This window comes from Trinickia camelliae (genome assembly GCF_053525655.1).
Genome location: NZ_JBCHAA010000001.1, coordinates 397,719 through 422,428, shown reverse-complemented (window position 1 = coordinate 422,428; position 24,710 = coordinate 397,719). Strand labels below are relative to the sequence as shown.

Annotated in this window: 23 protein-coding genes; 6 read left to right on the top strand and 17 right to left on the bottom strand. The window is 64.9% G+C overall.

Going from position 1 to position 24,710, the window contains the following annotated elements; genetic code table 11:
- Positions 1 to 28: 28 nt before the first annotated feature.
- The 8 genes from dapA to AAHK20_RS01890 form a co-directional block, all read right to left on the bottom strand.
- Complete coding sequence (gene dapA, locus AAHK20_RS01925) at positions 29 to 946, bottom strand: 4-hydroxy-tetrahydrodipicolinate synthase (RefSeq protein WP_449179737.1); 918 nt, start codon at positions 944 to 946, stop codon at positions 29 to 31.
- Between the two features lie 42 nt (positions 947 to 988).
- Positions 989 to 1,591 carry a class I SAM-dependent methyltransferase gene (locus tag AAHK20_RS01920; protein WP_449179736.1) on the bottom strand — a complete coding sequence of 201 codons (603 nt, stop codon included), beginning with the start codon at positions 1,589 to 1,591 and terminating at the stop codon, positions 989 to 991.
- A 28-nt stretch (positions 1,592 to 1,619) separates the two neighbouring features.
- A complete protein-coding gene (locus AAHK20_RS01915) occupies positions 1,620 to 2,822 on the bottom strand; it encodes a tryptophan--tRNA ligase (RefSeq protein WP_449179735.1) in 1,203 nt (400 codons plus the stop codon).
- Positions 2,823 to 2,826: 4 nt separating this feature from the next.
- Positions 2,827 to 3,492, bottom strand: a complete 666-nt coding sequence (locus tag AAHK20_RS01910) for a site-2 protease family protein (protein WP_449179734.1) — start codon at positions 3,490 to 3,492, stop codon at positions 2,827 to 2,829.
- Between the two features lie 118 nt (positions 3,493 to 3,610).
- Positions 3,611 to 4,243: an L-threonylcarbamoyladenylate synthase gene (locus tag AAHK20_RS01905; protein WP_449179733.1), complete on the bottom strand. Its 633-nt coding sequence runs from the start codon at positions 4,241 to 4,243 to the stop codon at positions 3,611 to 3,613.
- 100 nt (positions 4,244 to 4,343) lie between these two features.
- Positions 4,344 to 5,174 (bottom strand): 3',5'-nucleoside bisphosphate phosphatase, encoded by an 831-nt coding sequence (locus tag AAHK20_RS01900; RefSeq protein ID WP_449179732.1) that lies wholly within the window; start codon positions 5,172 to 5,174, stop codon positions 4,344 to 4,346.
- 112 nt (positions 5,175 to 5,286) lie between these two features.
- Entirely contained in the window at positions 5,287 to 6,171 is an 885-nt protein-coding gene (locus AAHK20_RS01895) for an alpha/beta fold hydrolase (protein WP_449179731.1), read from the bottom strand.
- Positions 6,172 to 6,284: 113 nt separating this feature from the next.
- The gene (locus AAHK20_RS01890) at positions 6,285 to 7,139 is read right to left on the bottom strand and encodes a ferritin-like domain-containing protein (protein ID WP_449179730.1); all 855 of its coding nucleotides are present in this window, start codon (positions 7,137 to 7,139) and stop codon (positions 6,285 to 6,287) included.
- A 194-nt stretch (positions 7,140 to 7,333) separates the two neighbouring features.
- On the opposite strand from AAHK20_RS01890, the gene AAHK20_RS01885 reads away from it, so the two are divergent.
- Genes AAHK20_RS01885 through AAHK20_RS01875 form a run of 3 tightly spaced genes read left to right on the top strand, consistent with a single transcriptional unit; the run spans position 7,334 to position 9,267 of the window.
- Positions 7,334 to 7,858: a gamma carbonic anhydrase family protein gene (locus tag AAHK20_RS01885; protein WP_449179729.1), complete on the top strand. Its 525-nt coding sequence runs from the start codon at positions 7,334 to 7,336 to the stop codon at positions 7,856 to 7,858.
- Positions 7,859 to 7,898: 40 nt separating this feature from the next.
- Positions 7,899 to 8,849, top strand: a complete 951-nt coding sequence (gene hslO, locus AAHK20_RS01880; RefSeq protein ID WP_449179728.1) for an Hsp33 family molecular chaperone HslO — start codon at positions 7,899 to 7,901, stop codon at positions 8,847 to 8,849.
- A 28-nt stretch (positions 8,850 to 8,877) separates the two neighbouring features.
- Positions 8,878 to 9,267: a hypothetical protein gene (locus AAHK20_RS01875; RefSeq protein ID WP_449179727.1), complete on the top strand. Its 390-nt coding sequence runs from the start codon at positions 8,878 to 8,880 to the stop codon at positions 9,265 to 9,267.
- Positions 9,268 to 9,354: 87 nt separating this feature from the next.
- On the opposite strand, the gene ftsB is transcribed toward AAHK20_RS01875, so the two are convergent.
- The 9 genes from ftsB to AAHK20_RS01830 form a co-directional block, all read right to left on the bottom strand.
- Positions 9,355 to 9,819 (bottom strand): cell division protein FtsB, encoded by a 465-nt coding sequence (ftsB, locus tag AAHK20_RS01870; RefSeq protein WP_449179726.1) that lies wholly within the window; start codon positions 9,817 to 9,819, stop codon positions 9,355 to 9,357.
- An 83-nt stretch (positions 9,820 to 9,902) separates the two neighbouring features.
- Positions 9,903 to 11,186 carry a phosphopyruvate hydratase gene (gene eno, locus AAHK20_RS01865; RefSeq protein WP_136898051.1) on the bottom strand — a complete coding sequence of 428 codons (1,284 nt, stop codon included), beginning with the start codon at positions 11,184 to 11,186 and terminating at the stop codon, positions 9,903 to 9,905.
- A 102-nt stretch (positions 11,187 to 11,288) separates the two neighbouring features.
- Entirely contained in the window at positions 11,289 to 12,143 is an 855-nt protein-coding gene (gene kdsA / locus AAHK20_RS01860; protein WP_449179725.1) for a 3-deoxy-8-phosphooctulonate synthase, read from the bottom strand.
- On the bottom strand, positions 12,140 to 13,801 hold the full coding sequence (gene pyrG, locus AAHK20_RS01855; RefSeq protein WP_449179724.1) for a CTP synthase: 1,662 nt from the start codon (positions 13,799 to 13,801) through the stop codon (positions 12,140 to 12,142). The genes kdsA and pyrG overlap by 4 nt, the downstream gene beginning before the upstream one ends.
- A 156-nt stretch (positions 13,802 to 13,957) precedes the next feature.
- The gene (locus tag AAHK20_RS01850; RefSeq protein WP_449179723.1) at positions 13,958 to 14,773 is read right to left on the bottom strand and encodes an alpha/beta fold hydrolase; all 816 of its coding nucleotides are present in this window, start codon (positions 14,771 to 14,773) and stop codon (positions 13,958 to 13,960) included.
- Between the two features lie 103 nt (positions 14,774 to 14,876).
- Complete coding sequence (locus tag AAHK20_RS01845; RefSeq protein ID WP_449179722.1) at positions 14,877 to 17,396, bottom strand: DNA internalization-related competence protein ComEC/Rec2; 2,520 nt, start codon at positions 17,394 to 17,396, stop codon at positions 14,877 to 14,879.
- Between the two features lie 91 nt (positions 17,397 to 17,487).
- Positions 17,488 to 18,276 carry a TatD family hydrolase gene (locus AAHK20_RS01840; protein WP_449179721.1) on the bottom strand — a complete coding sequence of 263 codons (789 nt, stop codon included), beginning with the start codon at positions 18,274 to 18,276 and terminating at the stop codon, positions 17,488 to 17,490.
- 46 nt (positions 18,277 to 18,322) lie between these two features.
- Positions 18,323 to 19,048, bottom strand: a complete 726-nt coding sequence (gene lolD, locus AAHK20_RS01835) for a lipoprotein-releasing ABC transporter ATP-binding protein LolD (RefSeq protein WP_449180043.1) — start codon at positions 19,046 to 19,048, stop codon at positions 18,323 to 18,325.
- A 19-nt stretch (positions 19,049 to 19,067) separates the two neighbouring features.
- Positions 19,068 to 20,321 (bottom strand): lipoprotein-releasing ABC transporter permease subunit, encoded by a 1,254-nt coding sequence (locus AAHK20_RS01830; protein WP_449179720.1) that lies wholly within the window; start codon positions 20,319 to 20,321, stop codon positions 19,068 to 19,070.
- Positions 20,322 to 20,614: 293 nt separating this feature from the next.
- Here AAHK20_RS01830 and AAHK20_RS01825 point away from each other — a divergent pair, with 293 nt between their 5' ends.
- The 3 genes from AAHK20_RS01825 (at position 20,615) to prfB (ending at position 24,693) form a co-directional block, all read left to right on the top strand.
- Positions 20,615 to 21,694: a regulator gene (locus tag AAHK20_RS01825; RefSeq protein WP_449179719.1), complete on the top strand. Its 1,080-nt coding sequence runs from the start codon at positions 20,615 to 20,617 to the stop codon at positions 21,692 to 21,694.
- Positions 21,695 to 21,752: 58 nt separating this feature from the next.
- Positions 21,753 to 23,468, top strand: coding sequence for a single-stranded-DNA-specific exonuclease RecJ (recJ, locus tag AAHK20_RS01820; protein WP_449179718.1), 1,716 nt, complete (start codon positions 21,753 to 21,755; stop codon positions 23,466 to 23,468).
- A gap of 120 nt (positions 23,469 to 23,588) precedes the next feature.
- A protein-coding gene (gene prfB / locus AAHK20_RS01815; RefSeq protein WP_449179717.1) for a peptide chain release factor 2 occupies positions 23,589 to 24,693 on the top strand; the annotation gives its coding sequence in 2 pieces (ribosomal slippage) (positions 23,589 to 23,669 and positions 23,671 to 24,693; 1,104 coding nt in all).
- Positions 24,694 to 24,710 lie beyond the last annotated feature (17 nt).

Here is a 24,710-nt window from a genome sequence, read left to right as displayed (position 1 = left end):
GCTAGCGGCGCTCGACGGGCTGCAGCGCTCAGCCCAAAAGACCCGCTTCGCGCAATGCCGCGCGCACCACGTCGTGATAGCGCGCATCGAGCGGAGTCAGCGGCAGGCGGATGCCGCCCTGCATCATGCCCAGCTCCTGCAGGGCCCACTTGGCTGGAATCGGATTCGATTCGATGAAGAGGTTCTTATGCAGCGACAAGAGTTTCAGGTGAATCTCGCGAGCCGTCTTCGCATCGGCGGCGAGCGCGGCCTTGCACAATTCGCTCATCAAGCGCGGCGCGACGTTGGCCGTCACGGAAATGTTGCCGTGGCCGCCGAGGAGCATCAGAGCAATCGCGGTCGGATCGTCGCCGCTATAGATTCCGAAGTGGGCCGGCGCCGACTTGATCAGATGCGCGGCGCGATCGATGTTGCCCGTCGCTTCCTTCACGCCGATGATGCCCGGCACTTCCGCGCAACGCAGGATCGTCTCGTTCGACATATCGGCGACGGTACGCCCCGGCACGTTGTACAGGACGACCGGCAGATCGACCGCTTCAGCAATCGCCTTGAAGTGGCGGTAGATGCCTTCTTGCGTCGGCTTGTTGTAATACGGTACGACTTGCAGCGTGGCGTCGGCGCCGACGGCCTTGGCGCGCTCGGTCAACTCGATCGCCTCGGTGGTGGAGTTGCCACCCGCGCCGGCGATCACGGGGATGCGTCCTGCCGTGTGATCGACCGCCGTCTTGACCATCAGGATGTGCTCTTCGACCGACAGCGTCGCCGATTCGCCGCTCGTGCCGACCACCACGAGAGCGTTGGTGCCTTCCTCGATATGCCAATCGATCAGTTTGCGGAACGCCGGCAAGTCCAGGCCGCCGTCTTCAAGCATTGGGGTCACGATGGCGGGGATGCTGCCGCGGATTCGAACGCTGTCCTGGGTGCCGCTCTGGTTGCCGTAAGTCATGAAATGCTTTGAATTTAATCAGTAAACCGCGATTGTAGCGGATTAGCCGGCCAAATCGTAACGCGGGGGAACCACTGCCCCATTCGCTTCGATTACCGGCGATTCCGCCTCTCGAACCGCGCAAATCCGCTGAATATACGCGGCGCGCGGGGTTGCCAGAAATCCATCTTGAAAAGCTACGACGCGCAGACCTGGCCGCACGGCGTCCAGCAGTTCGCCGGGAGAGAGCAGAAACGCCGGATTCGAGGGCTTGCCGACCGTTTCGTTGCCGGCGGCGAAGGTCTCGTAAATCAGCACGCCGCCCGGCGCCAGGGCGTCGAGCAGCCTAGGAAACAGGGGCCGATGCAGATAATTCGTCACGACCACCGCGGCGAAGCGGGCATCGGCGGACAGCGGCCAGGGGCTGCCATCCTCGAGATCGGCGGTGAGGGTTTCGACACCCGCCACGCCGGCCATTGTCGCCAGCGCCGCGGCATCGCGATCGAGTGCCGTCACCCGGTGGCCGCGAGCAGCGAACCAGCGCGAATGGCGTCCGCTGCCTGCCGCGACGTCCAGCACCGTGCCGCCCGCCGCGACGAGGTGCGACCAGCGCTTCACCCAGCGCGACGGCTCGTGCGCTGGTACCGTGGATTCGCCGCCGCTCATCGCTTGCCGCGTCGCGTCCAACACCGAATCAGTTGTACGAGAGGCCCATGGCCTCGCGCACGTCGCGCATGGTCTCGGTCGCGAACTTGCGGGCCTTGTCGCAGCCGTCGGCGACGATCGCGCGCAACAGCGACGGGTCGTCCATGTACTTCTGAGCGCGCTCGAGCATCGGCTGCTGTTCGCGCAAGATGCCCTCGATCACCGGCTGCTTGCATTCGAGACACCCGATGCCTGCCGAGCGGCAGCCCTTTTGCACCCACTGGTGCGTCGCTTCGTCGGTATAGACCTGATGCAACTGCCACACCGGGCACTTGTCCGGATCGCCCGGATCGGTGCGACGCACGCGCGCCGGGTCGGTCGGCATCGTGCGGACCTTCTTCGTAATTGTTTCCGCATCCTCGCGCAACCCGATCGTGTTGCCGTACGACTTCGACATTTTCTGCCCATCGAGGCCCGGCATGCGCGACGCTTCGGTCAGGAGCACCTGCGGTTCGACGAGGATGATCTTGCGCGCGCCTTCGAGGTAGCCGAACAGCCGCTCGCGGTCGCTCATCGACAGGCTCTGCGACTCCTGCAGCATCGCCCTCGCCTGTTCGAGCGCTTCGTCGTCGCCTTCCTGCTGATAGGCGTTGCGCAGCTCGTGATAGAGCTTCGAGCGCTTGCCGCCGAGCTTCTTCGCGGCTTCGAGCGCCTTTTCCTCGAAGCCCGGTTCGCGGCCATAGAGATAGTTGAAGCGGCGCGCGATTTCACGCGTCATCTCGACGTGCGGCACCTGGTCCTCGCCAACCGGCACGAGCGACGCTCGGTACAGCAGGATGTCGGCGGCCATCAGCACGGGGTAGCCGAGAAAGCCGTAGGTGGACAAGTCCTTGTCCTTGAGCTTCTCGATCTGCTCCTTGTAGGTCGGCACGCGCTCGAGCCAGCCAAGCGGTGCGCTCATGCCGAGCAAGAGCGACAGCTCGGCGTGCTCCTGCACCTTGCTCTGGATGAACAGCGTGGCCTGCGAGGGATCGATGCCCGAAGCTAGCCAGTCGATCAGCACTTCCCAGACGTTCTTCTCGATGACTTCGGGCGTTTCGTAGTGGGTCGTCAGGGCGTGCCAGTCGACCACGCAGAAAAAGCACGGATATTCGGATTGCAGCCGAACCCAGTTTTTCAGCACGCCGTGATAGTGGCCGAGGTGCAGCGACCCGGTGGGCCGCATGCCGGAGAAAATACGGTCTGGGAACATGGTTTTAGTTAAGGAGCGAGACGAAAGGAGTCAGGATGGCGCGCACAGCAGCGTAGCCGAGACCGACGAGCGGGCTCAGCCAGAACTTCGTCAGGACGCCGGTCATGACGAGCGCCATCACGATGAAAAAGCCGTACGGTTCGAGCCGCGCGAGCGCGATCGCCGGACGCGGCGGCAGCAGCGCGACCAGCACGCGGCCGCCGTCGAGCGGCGGCAGCGGAAAGAGGTTCAGAAAGCCGAGCACGAGGTTCACGCCGATGCCCGCCTGCGCCATACGCGTAAAGAAAGGCTCATCGACCGACAACAGCGCGAGCGCCACGCCGAACACGGCCCAGACGAGCGTCTGCACGAAATTGCACCCTGGACCCGCAAGCGCTACCCAGAGGCTCCCCCAGCGCGGATTGCGCAGGTTGCGAAAGGCGACGGGCACCGGCTTCGCGTAGCCGAACATCAGCGCGCCGCCCGTCGCGAAGTAAAGAATGAGCGGAATCGCGATCGTGCCGAGCGGATCGATATGGCGCATCGGATTGAACGACACGCGCCCCATCAAGTAGGCCGTGTTGTCGCCCAAAAGGCGCGCAGCATAGCCGTGAGCCGCCTCGTGCAGCGTGATCGCGAAGATCACGGGCAGTGCGTAGACCGCGATTGTCTGTATCAGTGAAGAATCCATAGCGCGTTATTGTATCAAGCGAGTGACACGCGGCCGGCCGCTTTCAATACTCTCCCGAAAGGATGGGTGCAATGCTCGTCGCGGCATCCCGCTGGGGCTTCCCGCTGCGGTATCCCCATTACGCTGCCGTCAGCCCGAACGGCTCGAGGCGGCCGCGCCCGGCGCGCACGAGGACGGGCTCGTCGCCCGTCAGGTCGATCACCGACGAGGGTTCGCGCGGGCACGCGCCGCCGTCGATCACCAAGTCGAGCTGCTTTTCGAGCTGAGCGCGGATTTCCTCGGGGTCATTGAGCGGATCGGTGTCGGGCGGGAGGATCAGCGTCGTCGCGATCAGCGGTTCGCCGAGCGCTTCGAGCAGTGCGAGCGTGATCGCATGGTCGGGCACGCGCAGGCCGATGGTGCGTCGCTGCGGATGCGACAGGCGCCGCGGCACTTCCTTGGTCGCCTGCAGAATGAACACGTAAGGTCCCGGCGTGACCGATTTGATCAGCCGGAACTGGAGGTTGTCGACCATCGCGAAGTTCGCGAGCTCCGACAAATCGCGCACGATCAGCGACAAGTGCTGCTTCTCATCCAGCCCGCGGATGCGGCGCAGGCGCGCAACGGCGTCCTTGTCATCGAGCTGGCAGGCGAGCGCGTAGCTCGAATCGGTCGGCAGCGCGACCACGCCGCCTTCCTTGATGATCTGGACCGCCTGCGCTATCAGACGCGGCTGCGGATTATCCGGGTGAATCCGAAAGTATTGGGACATGGGGAACGTGTCGGGATCGTGAGGCGAAAGGCGCGTGCCTCGCGCACCTTCCGGGCACACCGCCGCGCCCTTTATCGACAGCGCGGCAGCTGGGCGAGCGCTAAAGCCAGCGCTCCCAGACAGGCTTGAGATCGGACGGCAGCGGCGGCAAGCTGCCCAATTCGGTACGGCTTTCGCCCGGCGCATGAAAATCCGAGCCGCGCGACGCCTCGAAACCAAAGCGGCGCGCCACGTCCGCGTATTCGCGATATTGATCCGGCGTATGGCTGCCGGTCACGACCTCGATCGCCTTGCCGCCCAAGTCGATGAATTCGCCGAAGAACGCATCGAATTCCGTGGGCGTGTACTGATAGCGGCCGGGGTGCGCGATGACGGCCTCGCCGCCCGCCGCCTTGATCCAGGTGACTGCGTCGGACAGCTTGGCCCAGCGGTGCGGCACGTAACCGGGCTTGCCGTCGCCGAGAAAGCGGTCGAACACATCGGACGTCGATGCGGCAAAGCCTTTTTCGACCAAAAACCGCGCGAAGTGCGTACGCGAGATCAGATCGGGATTCGATACATATCGGAGCGCGCCTTCATACGCCCCGTCGATGCCGAGCTCGCCCAGCGCCTCGCCGATCGCCTTGGCGCGCGCCTCACGGCCATGTCGCGTCGCATAAAGGCCGTCGACTAGCGTCGCGCACTCGGGATCGACATTGAGCCCGACGATATGCACCGTGCGTGACGCCCAGGTGACCGAAATTTCAACGCCGCACAAATAACGCATGCCAAGCTCTTGCGCGGTGCGGCGCGCTTCGGCCTGCCCGCCGACTTCGTCGTGATCGGTCAGCGCCCACAGCGTAACGCCGCCGGCATGTGCGCGGCGAGCGACGTCCGCGGGAGCGAACAGACCGTCGGAAACGTTCGAATGGCAGTGCAGGTCGGCGTTCATTGTCAGTGGAATTCGGTAGCCTGTTCATTCTACTGCAATGCGGCATGCGGGCCATGGGTCAATTCGCTGTGCTGCGCGCGGCTGCGCCCCACGCAACGGCGCCCCGGCCGATTTACGCGCAAAAACCCTCGATCAGCGCGGCGATCTGCTCAGGCTGGTCGTGATGCACCATGTGGCCGGCATCGTCGATGATGTGTTCTTGCCAGTCGGGAAACGCTTGGAAACGCGCCTTGTATTCGTCGAGTGGGATGTTGCCGGCGAGCATCGCGAGCGTCGGCGAGGCCGCTGCCTCGACGTGCAGCACCTTCGCGCGGACGTTCGCCCACACGGCCATCACTTCGTCGAGCCGGTACAAGAGCGGTCCGCGCTGCTTGTGCGCGGGGTCAGCGAGCAGCACGTAGCGGCCGTCCGAGTCGAGCTTCGACCAGTGCCGCGCGAGAAACCGCGCGCGCTCCGGCGCAAGTCGCGGATTGGTCTTGATCAGCCGCGCGGCGACCTCCTCCTCGGATGCGTAGCTGCGCAGCGTCGGCGGCTCGCGCAGCTCGTCGAGCCACGCGCCGAGCCGGCGCGGCATCTGCGACGCCTTCGAGGGCGCGAGGCCAAAGCCCTCCAGGTCCACCACCCGGCGCACTCGCTCCGGGCGTGCGCCGGCATACAGGCACACCACGTTGGCCCCCATGCTGTGGCCGACGAGATTGACCTGCCCCGTCGGCGCGTAGTGGTCGAGCAACGCGTCGAGATCGGCCAGGTAATCGTGAAACCAGTAGCTGCCGCCACCGCGTTCGGCCACCGGCCAGTCGGACAGGCCGAAACCGCGCGCATCCGGCGCGACGACTTGCCACTCGCCCGCGAGAGCATCGACGACGAACTGAAACGACGCCGATATATCCATCCAGCCGTGCAGCATGAAGAGCGTAGGCGCATCGGAGCGGCCCCAGCGGCGGACGTGCAGCCGAGTGCCGCGCACGGTGACGAAGTTGGATTTTGAAGGGTTCATGAGTACCTGCCGCGCATAAAAACGAATGATCGTTCGATTATATCGAGACAGGCGGATTTTCGTGCGACGGGGGACGCCGATGTTTTCGACACGCGCAGCGGCGCAGGCCGGCCTCACTCGGCCTGGCGCCCTACCCCGGTATCGTGCTGCGCAAGCGCGGCGAGTTCGGCGTCGTCGAAACCCGCCTCACGGCGCGCGTCGAAGTTGAACGGACCGCGCAGCTTCGGCGCGTGATACTGCTCCGCCAAGCGGACATAGGTCGGATGCGGATCGAGCGCGTCCCGCTCGCACAGATGCCGGAACCAGCGGTTGCCGATCAGCACGTGGCCGATCTCGTCGCGCAGGATCACGTCGAGAATCGCCGCCGACGCCTCGTCGCCCGCCTGCACGAGCCGTGCGCGAATCGGCGGCGACGCGTCGAGACCGCGCGCCTCCAGCGTGCGCGGCACGAGCGCCATGCGCGCGAGCACGTCGCCGCGCGTACGCTCGCACATATCCCACAGGCCGTCGTGCGCCGGAAAGTCGCCGTAGGCATGGCCGAATTCCGCGAGCCGCGCAGTGAGCAGCGAAAAATGATGTGCCTCTTCCGCAGCGACTTTCAGCCAGTCCACGTAGAACGCTTCGGGCATGCCGGCAAAGCGCCAGACCGCGTCGAGCGCGAGATTGATCGCGTTGAATTCGATATGGGCAAGCGCATGCAGCAACACGGCCCGGCCTTCTGCCGACTGCATGCTTCGCCGTTGCAAAAGACGCGGCTCGACGACCAAAGGACGCTCGGGACGCCCCGGCAGCCCAGCAGGCTCGGCGATCTTGATCGACGGCAAACAAGCCGCCTCATGCGAGATGACGCGCGCGTACAGGGCGCGCGCCGCCTCGGCCTTCGCCCTCGGATCGCGCGCGAGCAGTACCTCGAGCGCTGCGCTGCGCGCGCAAGCGGCATCGGAAACGGAAGAAACCACCAACGTCATGAATCGTGAAATGAAATGGAACGGCTGGCGCGGCCCCGCGCCACTGGCCCGGCCTTTGCCGCGTAACCGTTTACAATATGCGATTGACCGACCACCCGGCGCCTCGATCGCAGCGAAAGCTGCCGATTTCGGGCGCTGCCGCCGTGCGCGCCATTGTACCGGCCGCCCCGGCGCTTTCCCCGAGGACTCACACTGTGGCGATTTACAAGCTCGGCGATGCCGCCCCCACCATCCATGAAAGCGTGTTCGTCGCGGATACGGCGACGATCATCGGCAAGGTCACGCTCGAGGAAAACGCGAGCATTTGGTTCGGCGCGGCGCTGCGCGGCGACAACGAGCCAATCACCGTCGGCGCGGGCAGCAATGTTCAGGAAGGCGCGGTGCTGCACACCGACGAGGGTTATCCGCTGACGATTGAAGCCAACGTCACCGTCGGCCATCAGGCGATGCTGCACGGTTGCACCGTCAAGGAAGGCGCCTTGATCGGCATGCAGGCGGTGGTCTTGAATGGTGCGGTAATCGGCCGCAACTGTCTGGTTGGCGCAGGCGCCGTCGTGACGGAGGGCAAGGTCTTCCCGGACAACTCGCTGATTCTCGGCGCGCCTGCGAAAGCGGTGCGGGAACTGACGGAAGCCGATATCGCCGGGATACGCCGGAATACGGAAAATTACGCCGAGCGCCGTGGATACTTCAAGGCGCAACTCGTTCGAATCGGCTGATCGGCCGATCGCCCGAGTGCCAATCAATCAAGGAATAGTCGTGGACGACCAGTTGCAAAAATTCATGTTCAGCACCGCGCCGGTGCGCGGCGAGATCGTCTCGCTGCGCAACACGTGGCAGGAAGTACTCGCGCGCCGTCATTACCCGGCGCCCGTGCGGGACGTGCTTGGGGAAATGATGGCGGCGTGCGCGCTGCTGTCGGCGAATCTGAAGTTCGACGGCACGCTCATCATGCAGGTCTTCGGCGATGGCCCGGTCAAGATGCTGGTCGTGCAGTGCAATTCGAATCTGACGATGCGCGCGACGGCGAAGTATTCCGGCGATTCCGCCGACGCCATCCGCGACGACATCTCGTTCGCCGAGCTCGTCAACGCAGGCGGCCACGGGCGCTGCGTGATCACGCTCGACCCTTCCGACAAGAAGCCGGGCCAGCAGCCCTATCAGGGCATCGTGCCGCTCAACGGCGAGGACGGCCCGCTCACGTCGATGGCGCAGGTGCTCGAGCACTACATGCATCACTCGGAGCAGCTCGACACGCGGCTATGGCTCGCGGCGAACACCGAGCGCGCGGTCGGCATGCTGTTGCAGAAGCTGCCGGGCGACGGCGGCATCGTCCCGCACGCCGGCGAGCTCGACGCCGATACTTGGGAGCGCGTATGCACGCTCGGCGGCACGCTCTCGCAGGACGAATTGCTGAAAGAGGCGCCGGAAACGGTCTTCAAGCGCCTGTTCTGGCAGGAAAACGTGCAGCACTTCGCGCCTGCTGCCCCGCGCTTCGAATGCACGTGCTCGCGTGAGAAAGTGGGCTCGATGCTCAAGATGCTCGGGCGCGAGGAGGTCGACGGCGTCATCGAGGAGCGCGGTCATGTCGAGATTCATTGCGACTACTGCAATCAGCGCTATGAATTCGATCCGGTCGACGTGGCGCAACTCTTCGTCGCGAATGCGATCGCAACCGGCGTGACGCCGGCAGCCGAGCAGCGCCACTAGGTTCAGCCTGCGGAAGTTGGAGGTCAAAATGAAAAATAGCCGTTCCGGTCTCTCGTCATCGGCAACGTTGCGGACCGTCATGGTGCTGTCGGCGCTCGCCGGCGGCGCCCTGCTCGCCGGTTGCACGCTGGACCCGCAAGTTCCGGCGCCCATCCTGAGCCGGCTCCCGCCGAGCCAACCCGGCGCGGCTCCCGCGCCGCAGCTCAGCGCCGAGGAAAAGCAGCGCTACGACGCGATCGACAAGCAGGTGCTCCAGGAACAGAACCAGGCGATGGCCGCAGAGGCTTGGGCGCGCTACTACGGGCCGTACTACACAACGCCCTACTACTATCCCGCACCGGTCGTGTACGGCAGCTATTACAGCGGCTGGAGCACGGGTATCGGGTTTGGGTACGGATCGCCGGGCTGGTGGTGGTAGCGCGCACACGCGCTCTTTAAGCAAAAAAGGCATGGATCGCTCCATGCCTTTTTCGTATCTGCAACACGTCCTCGCATCACGTCCGAATTAACCCGCGTGCTTAACTTTGCCTTTGTCCTTTGACGCCGACGCTTCCTTACCCTTCTTGTCGCCACCGTGCTTCCTGTCCGGCTTCGCGCGAGACACCGGATTCGGCACGACACTCACGGGCGCAGCGGAAACCTCGCCACGCGTCGACGTGTTATTCAATGCCGTCGACGTCGGCGCAGGCAGCGGCTGGTTCGGCGACACGAACTGCACGAACACCTCGCCGTCCTTGACCATGCCCATCTCGTAGCGGGCGCGCTCTTCGACCGCAGAGGTGCCGTTCTGCAGATCCTGCACCTCGCCTTCGATCCGCTCGTTGCGCAGCTTTTCGTCGTTGTTCTTTTGCTGCTGCTGCGAGAGCTCCTGACGCAACTCGTGGACACGAAGCCAGCCACCATGCCCCCACCAGAGCGGATACTGAATCAGCGCGAGCAGGACAATCAGGACAACAGTGACGAGCCGCATGCAAAGTGCCGGTTAAATAAACGCCGCCCTGCGCTATACGCAGGGCGGCGGGCAAATCCAATTGACGAATTATAACGAGATAATCAGCGCAGATTATAAAACGTCGACTTGCCCGGATAGCTAGCGATGTCGCCCAGATCTTCTTCAATACGCAACAACTGGTTGTATTTCGAGATGCGGTCGCTGCGCGAGAGCGAACCCGTCTTGATCTGGCCGGCGTTCAGGCCGACGGCGATATCGGCGATCGTCGAATCTTCCGTTTCGCCCGAGCGGTGCGAGATCACGGCCGTGTAGCCCGCGCGCTTCGCCATTTCGATCGCCGCGAAAGTTTCCGTCAGCGTGCCGATCTGGTTGATCTTGATGAGGATCGAGTTCGCAATGCCCTTCTCGATGCCTTCCTTCAAGATGCGCGTGTTCGTCACGAACAGGTCGTCGCCGACGAGCTGGATCTTCTTGCCGAGCTTGTCGGTCAGCAGCTTCCAGCCGGCCCAGTCGCTTTCGTGCATGCCGTCTTCGATCGAGACGATCGGGAATTTATCCGCTAGCGTCGCGAGGTAGTCGGTGAATTCGGCCGACGACAGTTGCAGACCTTCGCCAGCCAGTTGGTACTTGCCGTCGTGGTAGAACTCGCTGGCTGCGCAATCCAGCGCGAGCAGCACGTCTTCGCCCGCGCGATAGCCGGCTTTCTCGATCGCTTGCAGGATCGTCGACAGGCACTCGTCGTTGCTGCCGAAGTTCGGCGCGAAGCCGCCTTCGTCGCCCACCGCCGTGCTCATGCCGCGGTCGGACAGAATCTTCTTCAGTGCATGGAACACTTCCGCGCCGCAACGCAGCGCTTCGCGGAACGTCGGCTGGCTGACCGGGACGATCATGAATTCCTGGATGTCCAGGCTGTTGTTCGCGTGCGCGCCGCCGTTGACGATGTTCATCATCGGCACCGGCAGTTGCATCGCACCCGAGCCGCCGAAGTAGCGATAGAGCGGCAGGCCGGCTTCTTCAGCGGCAGCCTTCGCGACCGCCATCGACACGGCCAGCATCGCGTTCGCGCCGAGGCGCGACTTGTTGTCGGTGCCGTCGAGCTCAAGCAGGGTCTTGTCGAGGAACGCTTGTTCCGACGCGTCGAGGCCCATGATCGCCTCGGAGATTTCGGTGTTGATGTGCTCGACGGCCTTCAGCACGCCCTTGCCGCCATAGCGGCCGGCTTCGCCGTCGCGCAGCTCGATCGCTTCGCGCGAGCCCGTCGACGCGCCCGAAGGCACGGCTGCGCGGCCCATCGTGCCCGACTCCAGCAGCACGTCGCACTCGACAGTCGGGTTGCCGCGCGAATCCAGAATCTCGCGACCGATGATATCTACGATTGCACTCATGGTTTCCTCAAGAATTGACGTTGAATCTTTACAGCGTTGACGGCGCCGGGCGCAGGTCGGCTGTCGAACGCACCCGTCGCCCGCCGGGTGCGCCTGGGGGCATCAGTTGAAATCGGTTTCGAGGAACGGCGTGCGCTTGACGGCCTGATCGAGCGTGATCAGCGTTTCGAGCAGATCGCCCATCCGGTTGAGCGGCACGGCGTTCGGGCCGTCCGACTTGGCTTGAGCCGGGTTCGGATGGGTCTCCATGAAGAGGCCCGCCACGCCCGTTGCCACGGCAGCGCGCGCGAGCACCGGCACGAATTCGCGCTGGCCGCCCGAACTCGTACCTTGGCCGCCCGGCAATTGCACCGAATGCGTCGCGTCGAACACGACCGGCGCGGCGGTCTCGCGCATGATCGCCAGCGAGCGCATGTCCGATACGAGGTTGTTGTAGCCGAACGACACGCCACGCTCGCACGCGAGGAAGCGGTCTTCCGACAGCCCCGCTTCGCGCGCGGCGTCGCGGGCCTTGTCGATCACGTTCTTCATGTCGTGCGGCGCGAGGAACTGGCCCTTCTTGATGTTGACGGGCTTGCCCGAGCGCGCACACGCGTGAATGAAATCGGTTTGACGGCACAGGAACGCAGGAGTCTGCAGCACGTCGACGACCGACGCGACCGCTTCGATCTCCTCTTCGCTGTGCACATCGGTCAGCACCGGCAGGCCGAGCTGCTTCTTCACCTCGGAAAGAATACGCAGCCCTTCGTCCATACCCAGACCGCGGAACGACTTGCCCGAACTACGATTGGCCTTGTCGTACGACGATTTATAGATGAACGGAATATTCAGCTTTGCGCAGATTTCCTTGAGACGGCCCGCGGTATCGATCGTCATCTGCTCCGATTCCACGACACACGTGCCCGCGATCAGGAAAAACGGCTTGTCGAGACCGACTTCGAAATCGCACAGCTTCATGCCTTCTCCTCGACGCACGCCTCTTTGTGCGCGCGCGCCGCTTCGACGAACGACTTGAAGAGCGGATGACCATCGCGCGGCGTGGACGTGAACTCCGGGTGGAACTGCACGCCGACAAACCAGGGGTGCATGCTGCGCGGCAATTCCATCATCTCGGGCAGATCCTCGCTTGGGGTGTGGGCGCTGATGATAAGACCGCCTGCCTCGAGCTGGGGCACGAAGCGGTTATTGACTTCATAACGGTGACGGTGACGCTCGTTCACGTCCTTGCCGTAAATCTCTTCGGCCATCGTGCCCGGCTTGATCGGGCAGCGCTGCGAGCCCAGGCGCATCGTGCCGCCAAGGTCGGATTCTTCGTTGCGCTTCTCGACGCGGCCTTCGCGGTCGTACCATTCGGTGATCAGCGCGACCACACGGTTTTCGGTATTCGGATCGAACTCGGTGCTGTTCGCATCCTTCAGGCCGACCACATCGCGTGCGAACTCGATTACCGCAAGCTGCATGCCGAGGCAAATGCCGAGGTACGGCACCTTCGCTTCGCGCGCATAGCGGATCGCGGCGATCTTGCCTTCCGTGCCGCGCCGGCCGAAACCGCCCGGCACGAGCACCGCGTCAAGATGCTTCAGGCTATCGACGCCTTCGGCTTCGATCTGCTCGGAATCGATGTACTCGATGTTGACCTTTGTCGACGTATGGATCGACGCATGGCGCAACGCTTCAATCAGCGACTTGTACGACTCGGTCAGATCGACGTACTTGCCGACCATGCCGATCGTCACTTCATTGCTCGGGTTCTCAAGCTTCTCGACCAGGTTCGACCACATCGTCAGATCGGCCGGATTCGGCGCGAGCTTGAGTTCGTCGCAGATGATGCTGTCGAGGCCCTGGTCGTGCAGCATCTGCGGAATCTTGTAGATGCTGTCAACGTCCCACACGGAGATCACGGCGTCTTCCGGCACGTTCGAGAACATCGAGATCTTCGCGCGCTCGTCGTCCGGAATGCGGCGGTCGGCACGGCACAGCAGCACGTGCGGAGAGATGCCGATCTCGCGCAGCTTCTGCACGCTGTGCTGGGTCGGCTTGGTCTTCAGCTCACCCGCCGTGGCGATGTACGGCACGAGCGTCAGGTGCACGAAGCACGCGCTGTTGCGGCCGAGGCGCAGGCTCATTTGCCGCGCCGCTTCGAGGAACGGCAGCGATTCGATATCGCCCACCGTGCCGCCCACTTCCACGATCGCGACATCCGGCTCGCCGCACGTCGCCGACGCGGCGCCGCGTTCGACGAACGCCTGGATTTCATTCGTGATGTGCGGAATCACCTGCACGGTCTTGCCCAGATAATCGCCGCGGCGTTCCTTGCGGATCACCGATTCGTAAATCTGGCCCGTGGTGAAGTTGTTGGCCTTGCGCATCTTCGTGCTGATGAAGCGCTCATAGTGGCCGAGGTCGAGGTCCGTTTCAGCGCCGTCTTCCGTCACGAACACTTCGCCGTGTTGAAACGGGCTCATCGTGCCGGGGTCGACGTTGATGTAGGGATCGAGCTTGAGGAGGGTGACTTTGAGACCGCGCGATTCGAGGATCGCGGCGAGAGAGGCGGCGGCAATACCCTTGCCGAGTGAAGACACTACGCCGCCGGTGACAAAAACATATTTGGTCATCGCTGAATGCTCGCGGGAAAAACGGATTATACCGTAAAGGCAGGCTCCAACCCAGCGAATGGCGGGCGATCAGCACGGGTTTCGGCAACAATATTTGTGCACGCCCGTGCAGCCATTAATCCGGCACGACGCATGTGACGCCGTCGTGACCGAGGGTCACGCCGCGCTCAGCTCGCGCGCTTGCAATTCGTGCAGCGCCCGTTGCAGCGCACGCGCCGTTTCGAGCGGCTTTTCCATCGGGAACAAGTGGCTGCCGTCGAGCCATTCGATGTGTCCGCCCGTCACGCGCCGCGTGGCGTCGAGACCGACTTGGCGGATTTCCTTAGAGTGCTTGCCGGCGATGAACGCGACCGGTACCGGAGCACCGTGCGCAAGCCGGGCGCCGAGCGTGCGCGGCAGCGTCCGGTAGATCACGTATTCGATCTGCCGGTCGAACGCGAGCGTGCGGGCGCCGTCCGCGGCGCTCTGCGGGATGCCGAAGTCGATGTAGTCGGACAGCACGCGTTCGTCCCAGCGCGCGAACGCCGGCTTCGAGTGAAAATGCCGCCACGCCTCCTCGCGGCTCGCCCAATGGGTGCGGCGCGTGCGTGTAGCGGCCGCGGGCGAGATCCGCTCGTCGAGCCCTGTCCATTGCGTCACGCGCAGCACGTTCGCGCGCCAGCCCGCTATCACGGGCGAATCGAGCATCACGACGCCGCGCACCCACTGCGGCCTTTTCAGCGCGGCCATCAGCGAGAGATACCCGCCGAGCGAATGGCCGACGAGCCACACCGGGTGCTGATAGGAGCGATCGATGTCTTCGAGCAGCTCCTCGACGAGGTGCGGCCAGTCGCTCGTCACGGGGTAGCGCGCATCGTGACCGATGCGCTCGATATAGCGCAGTTCGTAGTCGTCGGCGAGCTCCGCGAAGATCGTGCGGTAGGTCGACGCGGGAAAGCCGTTCGCGTGCGAGAAGTGAATGATGTTTTTCACGCGCCGCTGCCTCCTGATGGTTGTCTGCGCGTGTGTCGTGCGCGCGCATGTGCGGTCTTGGTCTTGGTGTCGATCGTTGTGTCAGATCTGTCTGCTCGGCTCGTCAATCCATCCAGTAGCGGCGATGTGTCTCGCGGTAGCGCTCGAGCACGAGCACGCCGCCGTTCGAATCGATGCGCACCGCCCCATCGCGATCGCTGCGGGTCAAAGCAATGCCGCGCGCCGCGTAGCGCGCCCACACGCTGGGATTCGGATGGTGAAAACGATTGAGATAGCCTACCTGAAATACCGCAATCAGCGGATCAATAGAGTCGAGGAACGGTTCGGTCGACGAGCTCTTGCTGCCGTGGTGCGGCACGACGAGCACCTGTGCGCGCAGTGCGTCCCGCGGCGCCTCCCTTGCCCGGGCCACCAGCACGCGTTCGGATGGCGCATCGACGTCGCCGGTCAGCAGCGCCGACATACCGGGAGCCGCGATGCGCAGCACGCACGACTGTGCGTTCGACACTGCCGGGAGAGGCCCCGCATCGGGCCAAAGCATCGTGAATTCGACACCGTCCCATTGCCAGCGCTGACCGGCGGCGCACCGCAGCGTATCCGCACCTGCCCTGCTCGCTGCGCCCCATAGGCGATTCGCCGGCGGCAGGCCAGCGAGCAGTTGGCGCACGGGGACCGCTTGCAGCACGGCGTCGGCGCCGCCGGCGTGATCGGAATCCGCGTGGCTGATCACGAGCGTGTCGAGCGAGCGCACGCCGTTCGCCTGCAGGAACGGCACAACGATCCGCTCGCCGGCGTGCGTCGATTCCGGACCGGGACCGGTGTCGAATAAGAGCGCGTGGTGCGCTGTTTCGATCAGGACCGACGTCCCTTGGCCGATGTCGAGCGCGGTCACGCGGAACATGCCCGCAGACGGCCCGGCCGGCGGCGGCACGAGGAGCGGCAGCCACGTCAATGGCGCGGCCCAGCGCAGCGGCCAGCCACGCGGCATCAAGTACCAGACGACGCCAGCCGCGGCGGCGGCGAGCGCCCAGGTGTCCGGCTGCGGCAAGCGCCAGATAGCCCAGGCCGGGCCCGACAGCGCCTGCAGGGCAGCCACCATCGCCTCGACGAGCGCGTGCGCGGCGCGAAAAGCCCACGCGTCGAGCGGTGCGGGCAAAACCACGCCCGCCAGCACGGCCGGCGTGACGAGCGCGCTCACCCACGGAATCGCGAATGCGTTGGCGAACGGGCCAATCAGCGGAATCTGCGAAAACCAATAGACGGTGAGCGGCGCGAGCCCCAGCGTCACTGCATATTGAACGCGTGCGGCGCTCAGCAGCCGTTCGCGCCAGCGCATCAGCCGGCGGCGCACAACGGCGATCACTCGCGATGCGCGCGACCGCGGAGGTTCGTCGCCCTCGCCGTCTTCCCACTGAGCTTCCGTTCCCACGCGCAGATGTCCGTGCACGATGAGCAGGATCGCCGCAACCGCGCAAAACGACAGCCAGAAGCCCGGCGTAATCACCGCCCAGGGATCGGCCAGCAGCACAATCGCCAACGCCCACGCCAGCACCAGCGAAGGCGCCACGCTACGCCCGCTCACAAACGCGATGCTCACCACGGTCAGCATCCACAGCGCACGCTGCGCGGGCACGTTGAAACCGGCAAGCGCGGCGTAGAACGCGGCAACTGCCGCGCCCGCCACCGCAGCAACGATTTGCGCGGGCACGAGGAGCGGCCAGTCACGCCGAGTCACGCGCGCGAGAAAACACGAACGTCGCCACAACCCTCCCGCCAGCGCTGCGCACAGCCCCGCGACCAGGCCGATGTGCAAACCCGAAATCGCCACCAGATGACTCGTGCCTGTGTTGCGCATCAGGAGCCAGTCCTCGGCGCTGACGGCATCCTGTGCGCCGACTGCGAGCGCGGTGACGATGCCGCGATGTGGCGCCGCGGCGAGCACCGTGTCGATTCGCGCACGCAGCGCAAAGCGCCAGCGATCGATCGTCAGACCCACGCCGCTCGCCCTGCCCGGCAAGCGCCGCGCACCGGCTGCCGATGCCGCCGAAACGTACCCCGTCGCGCGCACGTTGCGCGCAAGCAGCGCGGCCTCCGGATCCCGCACGCCGAAGTTCGCGTTGCCGTGCGGCCGCTTCAAGCGCACGATCAAACGCCAGCGGTCACCGGGAACGAGCAACGGCAACGCGTCCGGCGCGCGAGTGCGGTCGATCCATGTCAGTTGAATCGTCGGCGGGAAATGGGCAATACCGGTGGTGCGGAGCGCGTCATCGGTATCGACAGCGAACAGAAATCGCACACTGTTTGCGTCGCGCACAGGCAAGCCGCGGATATGACCGATCAACTCGATATCGCGCCCCTCCCACGACACCGGCAGCGCATCACGCAAACGGATCTCGGCGCGCAACGCCGCATAGCCGAAGCCGACGAGCGCGGCACCAACCACGACCGTGCAGAATCCAACTCGGCGAAGCCAACTCACTTCGCGCCTGAACGCCCATCCCGCAAACGCAACGGCCACAGCCAGCAACACCGCGCTCGCGCTCCATTGCAACGCATCGGGCAAAGCCGGCCGCTGCTGCAACACGAAAACGCCCAATGCAAATCCGCACAGGACCGCCCGCATCCGCCCTCCGTTCGAAAGGCGCCGCGTCGAGCACAAGCAAAAGATGAGATGCCGCGCACGTGTCCGGCGCAGCGCGAACCACGAGGAACGATTATGCGGACGAAAGCGCGAGCCGCGGCAGCGCAGCGCGCGCGTTAGCCATAGTGCCTAGTGCAAGCGTGTTTTCGTCGATGCCGCGCAACTCGGCAAGCACAGCGCCGATGCGCGGAATCTGGTCGGGCGTGTTGCGCTCTTTATAGCGCCATGCGGGCGCGATATCGGGTGCATCGGTCTCGAGCACGATGGCTTCGAGCGGCAACTGCTCCGCGAGGCGACGTATCTGCAGCGCGCGTTCAAAGGTGACGTTGCCGCCAAAGCCCAGGTGCATGCCGTGATCGATGAACGCCTGAGCTTGCTGAAAACTTCCGTTGAACGCATGCGCGATACCGCGGCTCACGGCATGCCGGCGCAGGCCCTTCAACACTTGGTCCTGCGACTTGCGCACATGGCAGATCACCGGCAAATCGAATTCGCGCGCGAGCTTCAACTGCTCGTTGTAGAAGAACTGCTGCCTCGCGTCGTCGAGCCCGGGCACAAAGTAGTCAAGGCCGATCTCGCCGATGCCGACAAAGCGCGGATCGGCCAGACTGGCTTCGATCTCCATGCGCAACAGGTCGAGATCGGCATCGACCGCGCGCGGCGTGTACATCGGATGGATGCCGAGCGCGTAGACCGCGCCCGGGACACGCTGCGCCAACTCGCGCACGCGCTCGAAGTTGCCGCGCCCGACGCTCGGAATCACGACTCGCGATACACCCGCGTCATGCGCCGCGCGCACCACGTCGTCGCAATCCGCGTCGAACTCGGAGGCATCGAGGTGGCAGTGCGTATCAATCCACATAGGATCCGCGTAGCGAGGTGAATGTCGCGCGCCGGCGCTCAAAGCGTCAAACGGGAACTGACGGCTCTTCGTGCAACACGCCGTCGCGCAAACGCATGATGCGATCGCAACGCGCGGCGAGGTCCGTATCGTGCGTGACGATCACGAAGCTCGTTTCAAGCGTCTCCGACAGCTCGAGCATCAGGTTGAAAACCGAATCAGCGGTGCTGCCGTCGAGGTTGCCGGTCGGCTCGTCGGCAAGCACGCAGGCGGGCTTCGTGACGAGCGCGCGCGCAATCGCGACGCGTTGACGCTCGCCTCCCGACAGCTCGCCCGGCCGATGCTTCGCGCGATGCGCGAGGCCGACGCGCTCGAGCGTCGCCAGGGCGTCGCGGCGCGCATCTTCCGTCGGCATGCGCCGGATGCGCAGCGGCATCGCCACGTTATCGAGCGCGCTGAATTCCGGCAGCAGATGGTGGAACTGATAGACGAAGCCCAGCGCGCGGTTGCGCAAATCGTTGCGCTCGCGCTCGGCGAGCTTCGTGAACGGCTTGCCGAGCAGCGACACCTGCCCGGCCGTCGGTTCGTCGAGTCCGCCCAGCACGTGCAGCAGCGTGCTCTTGCCCGACCCCGAAGCGCCGACGATCGCGAGCTTCTCGCCGCGCCGCACCGACAGGTGCGCATTGTTCAGCACCGGCACGTTGAGCCCGCCCTGAATGAACGCTTTCGAAATGCCGCTCGCTTCGAGCACGTAATCGTTTGAATTCTTTTCCAAAGCCGTAGCGCCCGTCATGGGTTGTTCGATGACTTGTTCATTCATAGCGCAGCGCCTCCGCCGGCCGCACCTTCGCGCCGCGCCAGCTCGGATAGAGCGTCGCCAACGCCGATAGTACGAACGCAATGATGCCGATCTTCACGACATCCCCCGGCACGAGCTCCGAAGGCAGCTCGCTGATGAAGTACACCGACGGCGGCAGGAACTGCACGTGGAACAGATGCTCGATCATCGGCACGAGCCACGGGATGCTCCACGCGATCAGGCAGCCGAGCGCGACGCCCGTCGCCGTGCCGACGAAGCCGATCGTGACGCCCTGCACGACGAAGATCTTCATGATCGACCCGGGCTGCGCGCCGAGCGTGCGCAGGATCGCGATATCGGCCTGCTTGTTGGTGACGGTCATCACGAGCGACGACACGAGATTGAACGCCGCCACCGCGATGATCAGCGTGAGGATGATGAACATCATCCGTTTTTCGATCTGCACCGCCGAGAACCAGGTCTTGTTCTGCTGCGTCCAGTCGCGGATGTAGAGATCGCCGGACAATTGATGAGTGAGTTCGCGCGCGACCTGCGGCGCCTTTTGCATGTCCGTGAGACGCAGCCGCACGCCGGTCGGCGCCTGCAGCCGGAACAGCGCCTCGGCATCGCGGATGTTGATGAGCGCAAGCGTGCTGTCGTATTCGTAGTGGCCGGATTCGAACACGCCGACCACGGTGAACTGCTTCAAGCGCGGCAGCATGCCGGCCGGCGTGATGGTGCCCTCGGGTGCGACGAGCGTGACCTTATCGTCGACCGACACGCCAAGGCTCGCGGCCAGATCCGCGCCGAGCACGATGCCGAACGAGCCCGGCTCGAGCGCGTTCAGACTGCCGGCGCGCATCTCCTTGCCGATGTCGGACACCTCCGGTTCGAGCGACGGCTCGACGCCGCGCAGCGCTACGCCGCTCACGGCGTCCTGGCGCGTGAGCAACGCCTGCGCGTCGACGTATGGCGCGGCGCCGATCACTTCCTTGTTCCGCTTCGCCTCCTGTGCGGTCAATTGCCAATTCGGCATCGAACCGGTGGGGGAAAAGATCTCGACGTGCGCGAGCACCGACAGCATGCGATCGCGCACTTCTTTCTGGAAGCCGTTCATCACCGAGAGCACGACGATCAGCGCCGCGACGCCGAGAGCGATGCCCGACATCGAAACGAGCGCGATGAACGAGATGAAGCCGTTGCCGGTCGTGCGTTTGCCGGCGCGCGTGTAGCGCCAGCCGATCTGCCATTCGTAGGGAAGTTTCAAGCCAATCCTTAGTGTGTTCTTTCGGCGCCTTGGCGTGTTCCTTCGGCGCGCAGGTCGCGCAGATATCGCGTAAGGCACGCATTTGGCGAGCCAGGCCGCCGCGCGCAACCACGCTTGCAATGATACGCGGCCCCCGCGCGGTCGGATTCGGGCTGCTGCGAGAAACGCTGCGATGCAACGCAAATGCAGGCGTATTCGAGCGCCGGCCCGTAGCGCGCGGACCTCGAAAATGCTCGCACCGAGGACATCCGCCACCGCCTCAGCCGTCAATCAAGCGCGAAGTTTGCCATACAATGCGCACCATCATGCACGCCAACCGCCTCCATTTCCTGCTGCCCTTCGCGCTGCCCACGGCCGCCGACGCCTCTACCGCACTGCACAACTTGGAGAGCCCGGCGCTCGGAAAGTTGCTGGCGCGCGCGAGCCTCGTCGAACGGGTCGCCGGCGAGGATTTTCAACGCACGCTGCCGCATGAGCGCTGGGTCGCGCGCCAGTTCGGCGCCGTCGCGTCGAGTGCCGACGACGAAGCGCCGCTTGCGCCTTACATGCTGCTCGCAGACGGCGGCACGCCGGGCGACGCCGTCTGGGCCTGCGTGCAGCCGGTGCACGTGCGCATCGCTCACGATCACCTGGTGCTGATCGATCCTGCCTCGCTCGAATTGTCGGAGGACGAAGCCGCGACGCTCCTGGCGGTCGCCAAGCCGCTCGTCGAGGAGCTCGGCGTGCGCATCGAAGCGCCGCGGCCGACGCGCTGGTACCTGTCGAGCGATATGTTTGGCGCGCTTGCCGGCGCGTCCCCGCTGCGCGCGAGCGGGCGCAACATCGAGATCTGGCTGCCGCACGAAGCGCACACCGGTCAGCGCTCGCGCGCCTGGATGAAGCTGCAAAACGAAGTGCAGATGGCGTGGTTCGAACATCCCGTGAACGAAGCGCGCGAGGCGCGCGGACTGCCCGCGGTCAATTCGATCTGGATGCATGCGCAAGGCGCGGCGCAAGCGGTCAAGAGCCCGTTTGCGCGGGTGCTTTCCGATGCCGCGGCCACGCGCGGGCTCGCGCTTGCCGCGGGCGTCGAAGCGGGTCCGCCGCCCTCGTCGTTCGGCGCGCTGCAAGCGAACGCCGACGGCGCCACGCTCGTCGAGCTGGACCCGTTCTCGTCGCCGTTCATCGAACAGGACTGGGCGCGCTGGCATGCAGCGCTGAACACGCTCGAACGCGACTGGTTCGCCCCAGCGCTAGCCGCGCTGCAGGCGGGCCGCATCGGCGAACTGGGCTTGACGCTTTGCGGCGACACCGGCTCGTCGACGCTCACCGTCACGCGCGGCGACCTGCGCAAATTCTGGCGCCGCCGCGTACTGGCGTCGCTTTTCGAATGACACTTGGCGGGCGATCCGCTCCGCGCCCACTCGCCCGCTCCTTTTTCGGCTACACCGCATGACCCGAATCGTGACCCGCGCGTCGTCTCCCGCCGACGCGCAAGCGTTGATCCGCCACGGCCTTCACCCCGTGCTCGCCCGCTTGTACGCCGCCCGCGGCGTGTGCCAGCCCGACGAAATCGAAACCGCCCTCACGCGGCTCGTGCCGCCGGCGAGCCTCAAGGGCTGCGCCGATGCCGCCGTTCTGCTCGCCGACGCGCTCGAACAGAATCGGCGCATGCTCGTCGTCGCCGATTACGACTGCGACGGCGCGACCGCCTGCGCCGTGGCCGTGCGCGGCTTGCGGATGCTCGGCGCGCACATCGACTACCTCGTGCCGAACCGCTTCGAATACGGCTACGGCCTCACGCCCGAGATCGTCGAACTCGCGGCAACCCGTAAAGGCGGCAAGCCCGATCTGCTGATCACCGTGGACAACGGCATCGCAAGCGTCGACGGCGTCGAGGCGGCGAATGCGCTCGATATCGACGTGCTCGTCACCGATCACCACCTGCCCGGCGACGCGCTGCCGCAAGCCCGCGCGATCGTCAATCCGAACCAGCCGGGCTGCGAATTTCCGAGCAAGTGCATCGCGGGCGTAGGCGTGATGTTCTACGTGCTGCTCGCCTTGCGCGCCGAGCTGAGAAAGCGCGGCGTGTTCGGAACGGACGCCGGCCAGCGCCCCGAGCCGCGTCTGGACGGCCTGCTCGACCTAGTCGCGCTCGGCACCATCGCGGACGTCGTGAAGCTCGACGGCAACAACCGCGTGCTGGTCGCGCAAGGGCTGCAGCGCATCCGCAACGGACGCATGCAACCGGGCATCGCCGCTCTCTTCCGCGCCGCCGGACGCGACGCGAGAAGCGCATCGGGCTTCGACCTCGGCTTCGCGCTCGGACCGCGCCTGAATGCGGCCGGCCGCCTCTCCGACATGTCGCTCGGTATCGAATGCCTGACGACCGACGACGTCGGCCGCGCCTGGGAACTCGCGCAGCAGCTCGACGCCATGAACCGCGAGCGCCGCGAGATCGAAGCGGGCATGCAGCAGCAGGCGCTGGAAGACCTGTCGTCGGTCGATCCGGCGGGCACCGCTACCATCACGCTCTTCAATCCGAACTGGCACCAGGGCGTGATCGGCATCGTCGCCGGGCGTCTGAAGGAAAAGTTTCATCGACCGTCGTTCACGTTCGCCCTCGCCGACGACAGCGGCGTGCTCGCCAAGGGCTCGGGCCGCTCGATCGCGGGCTTCCATCTGCGCGATGCGCTCGATCTGATCGCCAAGCGCGAGCCCGGCCTCATCGTCAAGTTCGGCGGCCACGCGATGGCGGCGGGTGTCACGCTCGCCGCGGCCGATATCCCGCGCTTCACGGCCGCGTTCGAAGCCGTCGGCCGCGAGTGGCTGAGCGACGACGCGCTCGCGCGCGTGATCGAAACCGACGGCGACCTCGAGGACGCGTACTTCACGCCGCAATTCGTCGAGATGCTCGACGCCGCCGTCTGGGGCCAGGGGTTTCCAGCGCCGGTGTTTTCCGGCGAGTTCGACATCGCCTCGCAGGCGCTCGTGAAGGACAAGCACTTGAAGCTGCAGCTCGCGCGCGGCCGCCAGCGCTTTTCCGCGATCTGGTTCAACCACACCGACCCGCTGCCCGCGCGCGCGACGCTCGCCTACCGGCTCTCGAGCGATACGTGGAACGGCGTGTCGCGCGTGCAGTTGATCGTGGAGCACGCGGGGGATTGACTACAGCTCATTGAGGCGCGGCGCTTCGAGCACGCGTGCCGCGCGGCAACCGTCCGCACCGCCGGCTTGCCATGCCGATCGGCTATAATTTCTCCTTTTTACGAAGCAGAAAAGATCGACATGGAAGCGGAACGTCTCAACGCGATCGAAAGCTCTCTTGCGGACCTGCGCCATCGCGCAGGCGAGCTACGGGGGTATCTTTGACTACGACGCCAAAGCGTCACGGCTAGCCGAAGTCAACAAGGAACTCGAAGACCCGGACGTCTGGAACGACTCGAAGCACGCCCAGGCACTCGGCAAGGAAAAGAAGCTGCTCGACGGCGTCGTGATGACGCTCACGGCGCTCGATAACGACCTGCGCGACACGCAGGACCTCTTCGACATGGCCCGCGAGGAAGGCGACGACGACACGCTCGTCGCCTGCGAAGCCGATGCCGGCGGCCTGGAGCAGCGCGTCGCCGATATGGAATTCCGCCGGATGTTCTCGAACCCGGCCGACCCGAACAACGCATTCATCGATATTCAAGCCGGCGCCGGCGGCACCGAAGCGTGCGACTGGGCGTCGATGCTGTTGCGCCAGTACCTGCGCTACTGCGAGCGCAAGGGCTTCAAGACGGAAGTGCTCGAAGAATCAGAAGGCGACGTCGCCGGCATCAAGAGCGCAACGATCAAGGTCGAAGGCGAGTACGCGTACGGCTTTCTGCGTACCGAAACGGGCATTCACCGCCTCGTGCGCAAGTCGCCGTTCGACTCGTCGGGCGGCCGTCACACGTCGTTCTCGTCGGTGTTCGTGTACCCCGAGATCGACGATTCGTTCGAGGTCGACGTCAATCCGGCGGATTTGCGCATCGATACGTTCCGCGCCTCGGGCGCGGGCGGTCAGCACATCAACAAGACCGATTCGGCCGTGCGGATCACGCACATGCCGAGCGGCATCGTCGTGCAGTGCCAGAACGACCGCTCGCAGCACCGCAACCGCGCCGAGGCGATGGCGATGCTGAAATCGCGCCTCTACGAAGCGGAAATGCGCAAGCGCCAGTCCGAGCAGGACAAGCTCGAATCGAGCAAGTCCGACGTGGGCTGGGGCCACCAGATCCGCTCGTACGTGCTCGACAACAGCCGCATCAAGGATCTGCGCACCAACGTCGAAATCAGCAACACCAAGAGCGTGCTCGACGGCGACCTCGACGAGTTCATCAGCGCCAGCCTCAAGCAAGGCGTGTAAGTTTCAATAGCCAACCA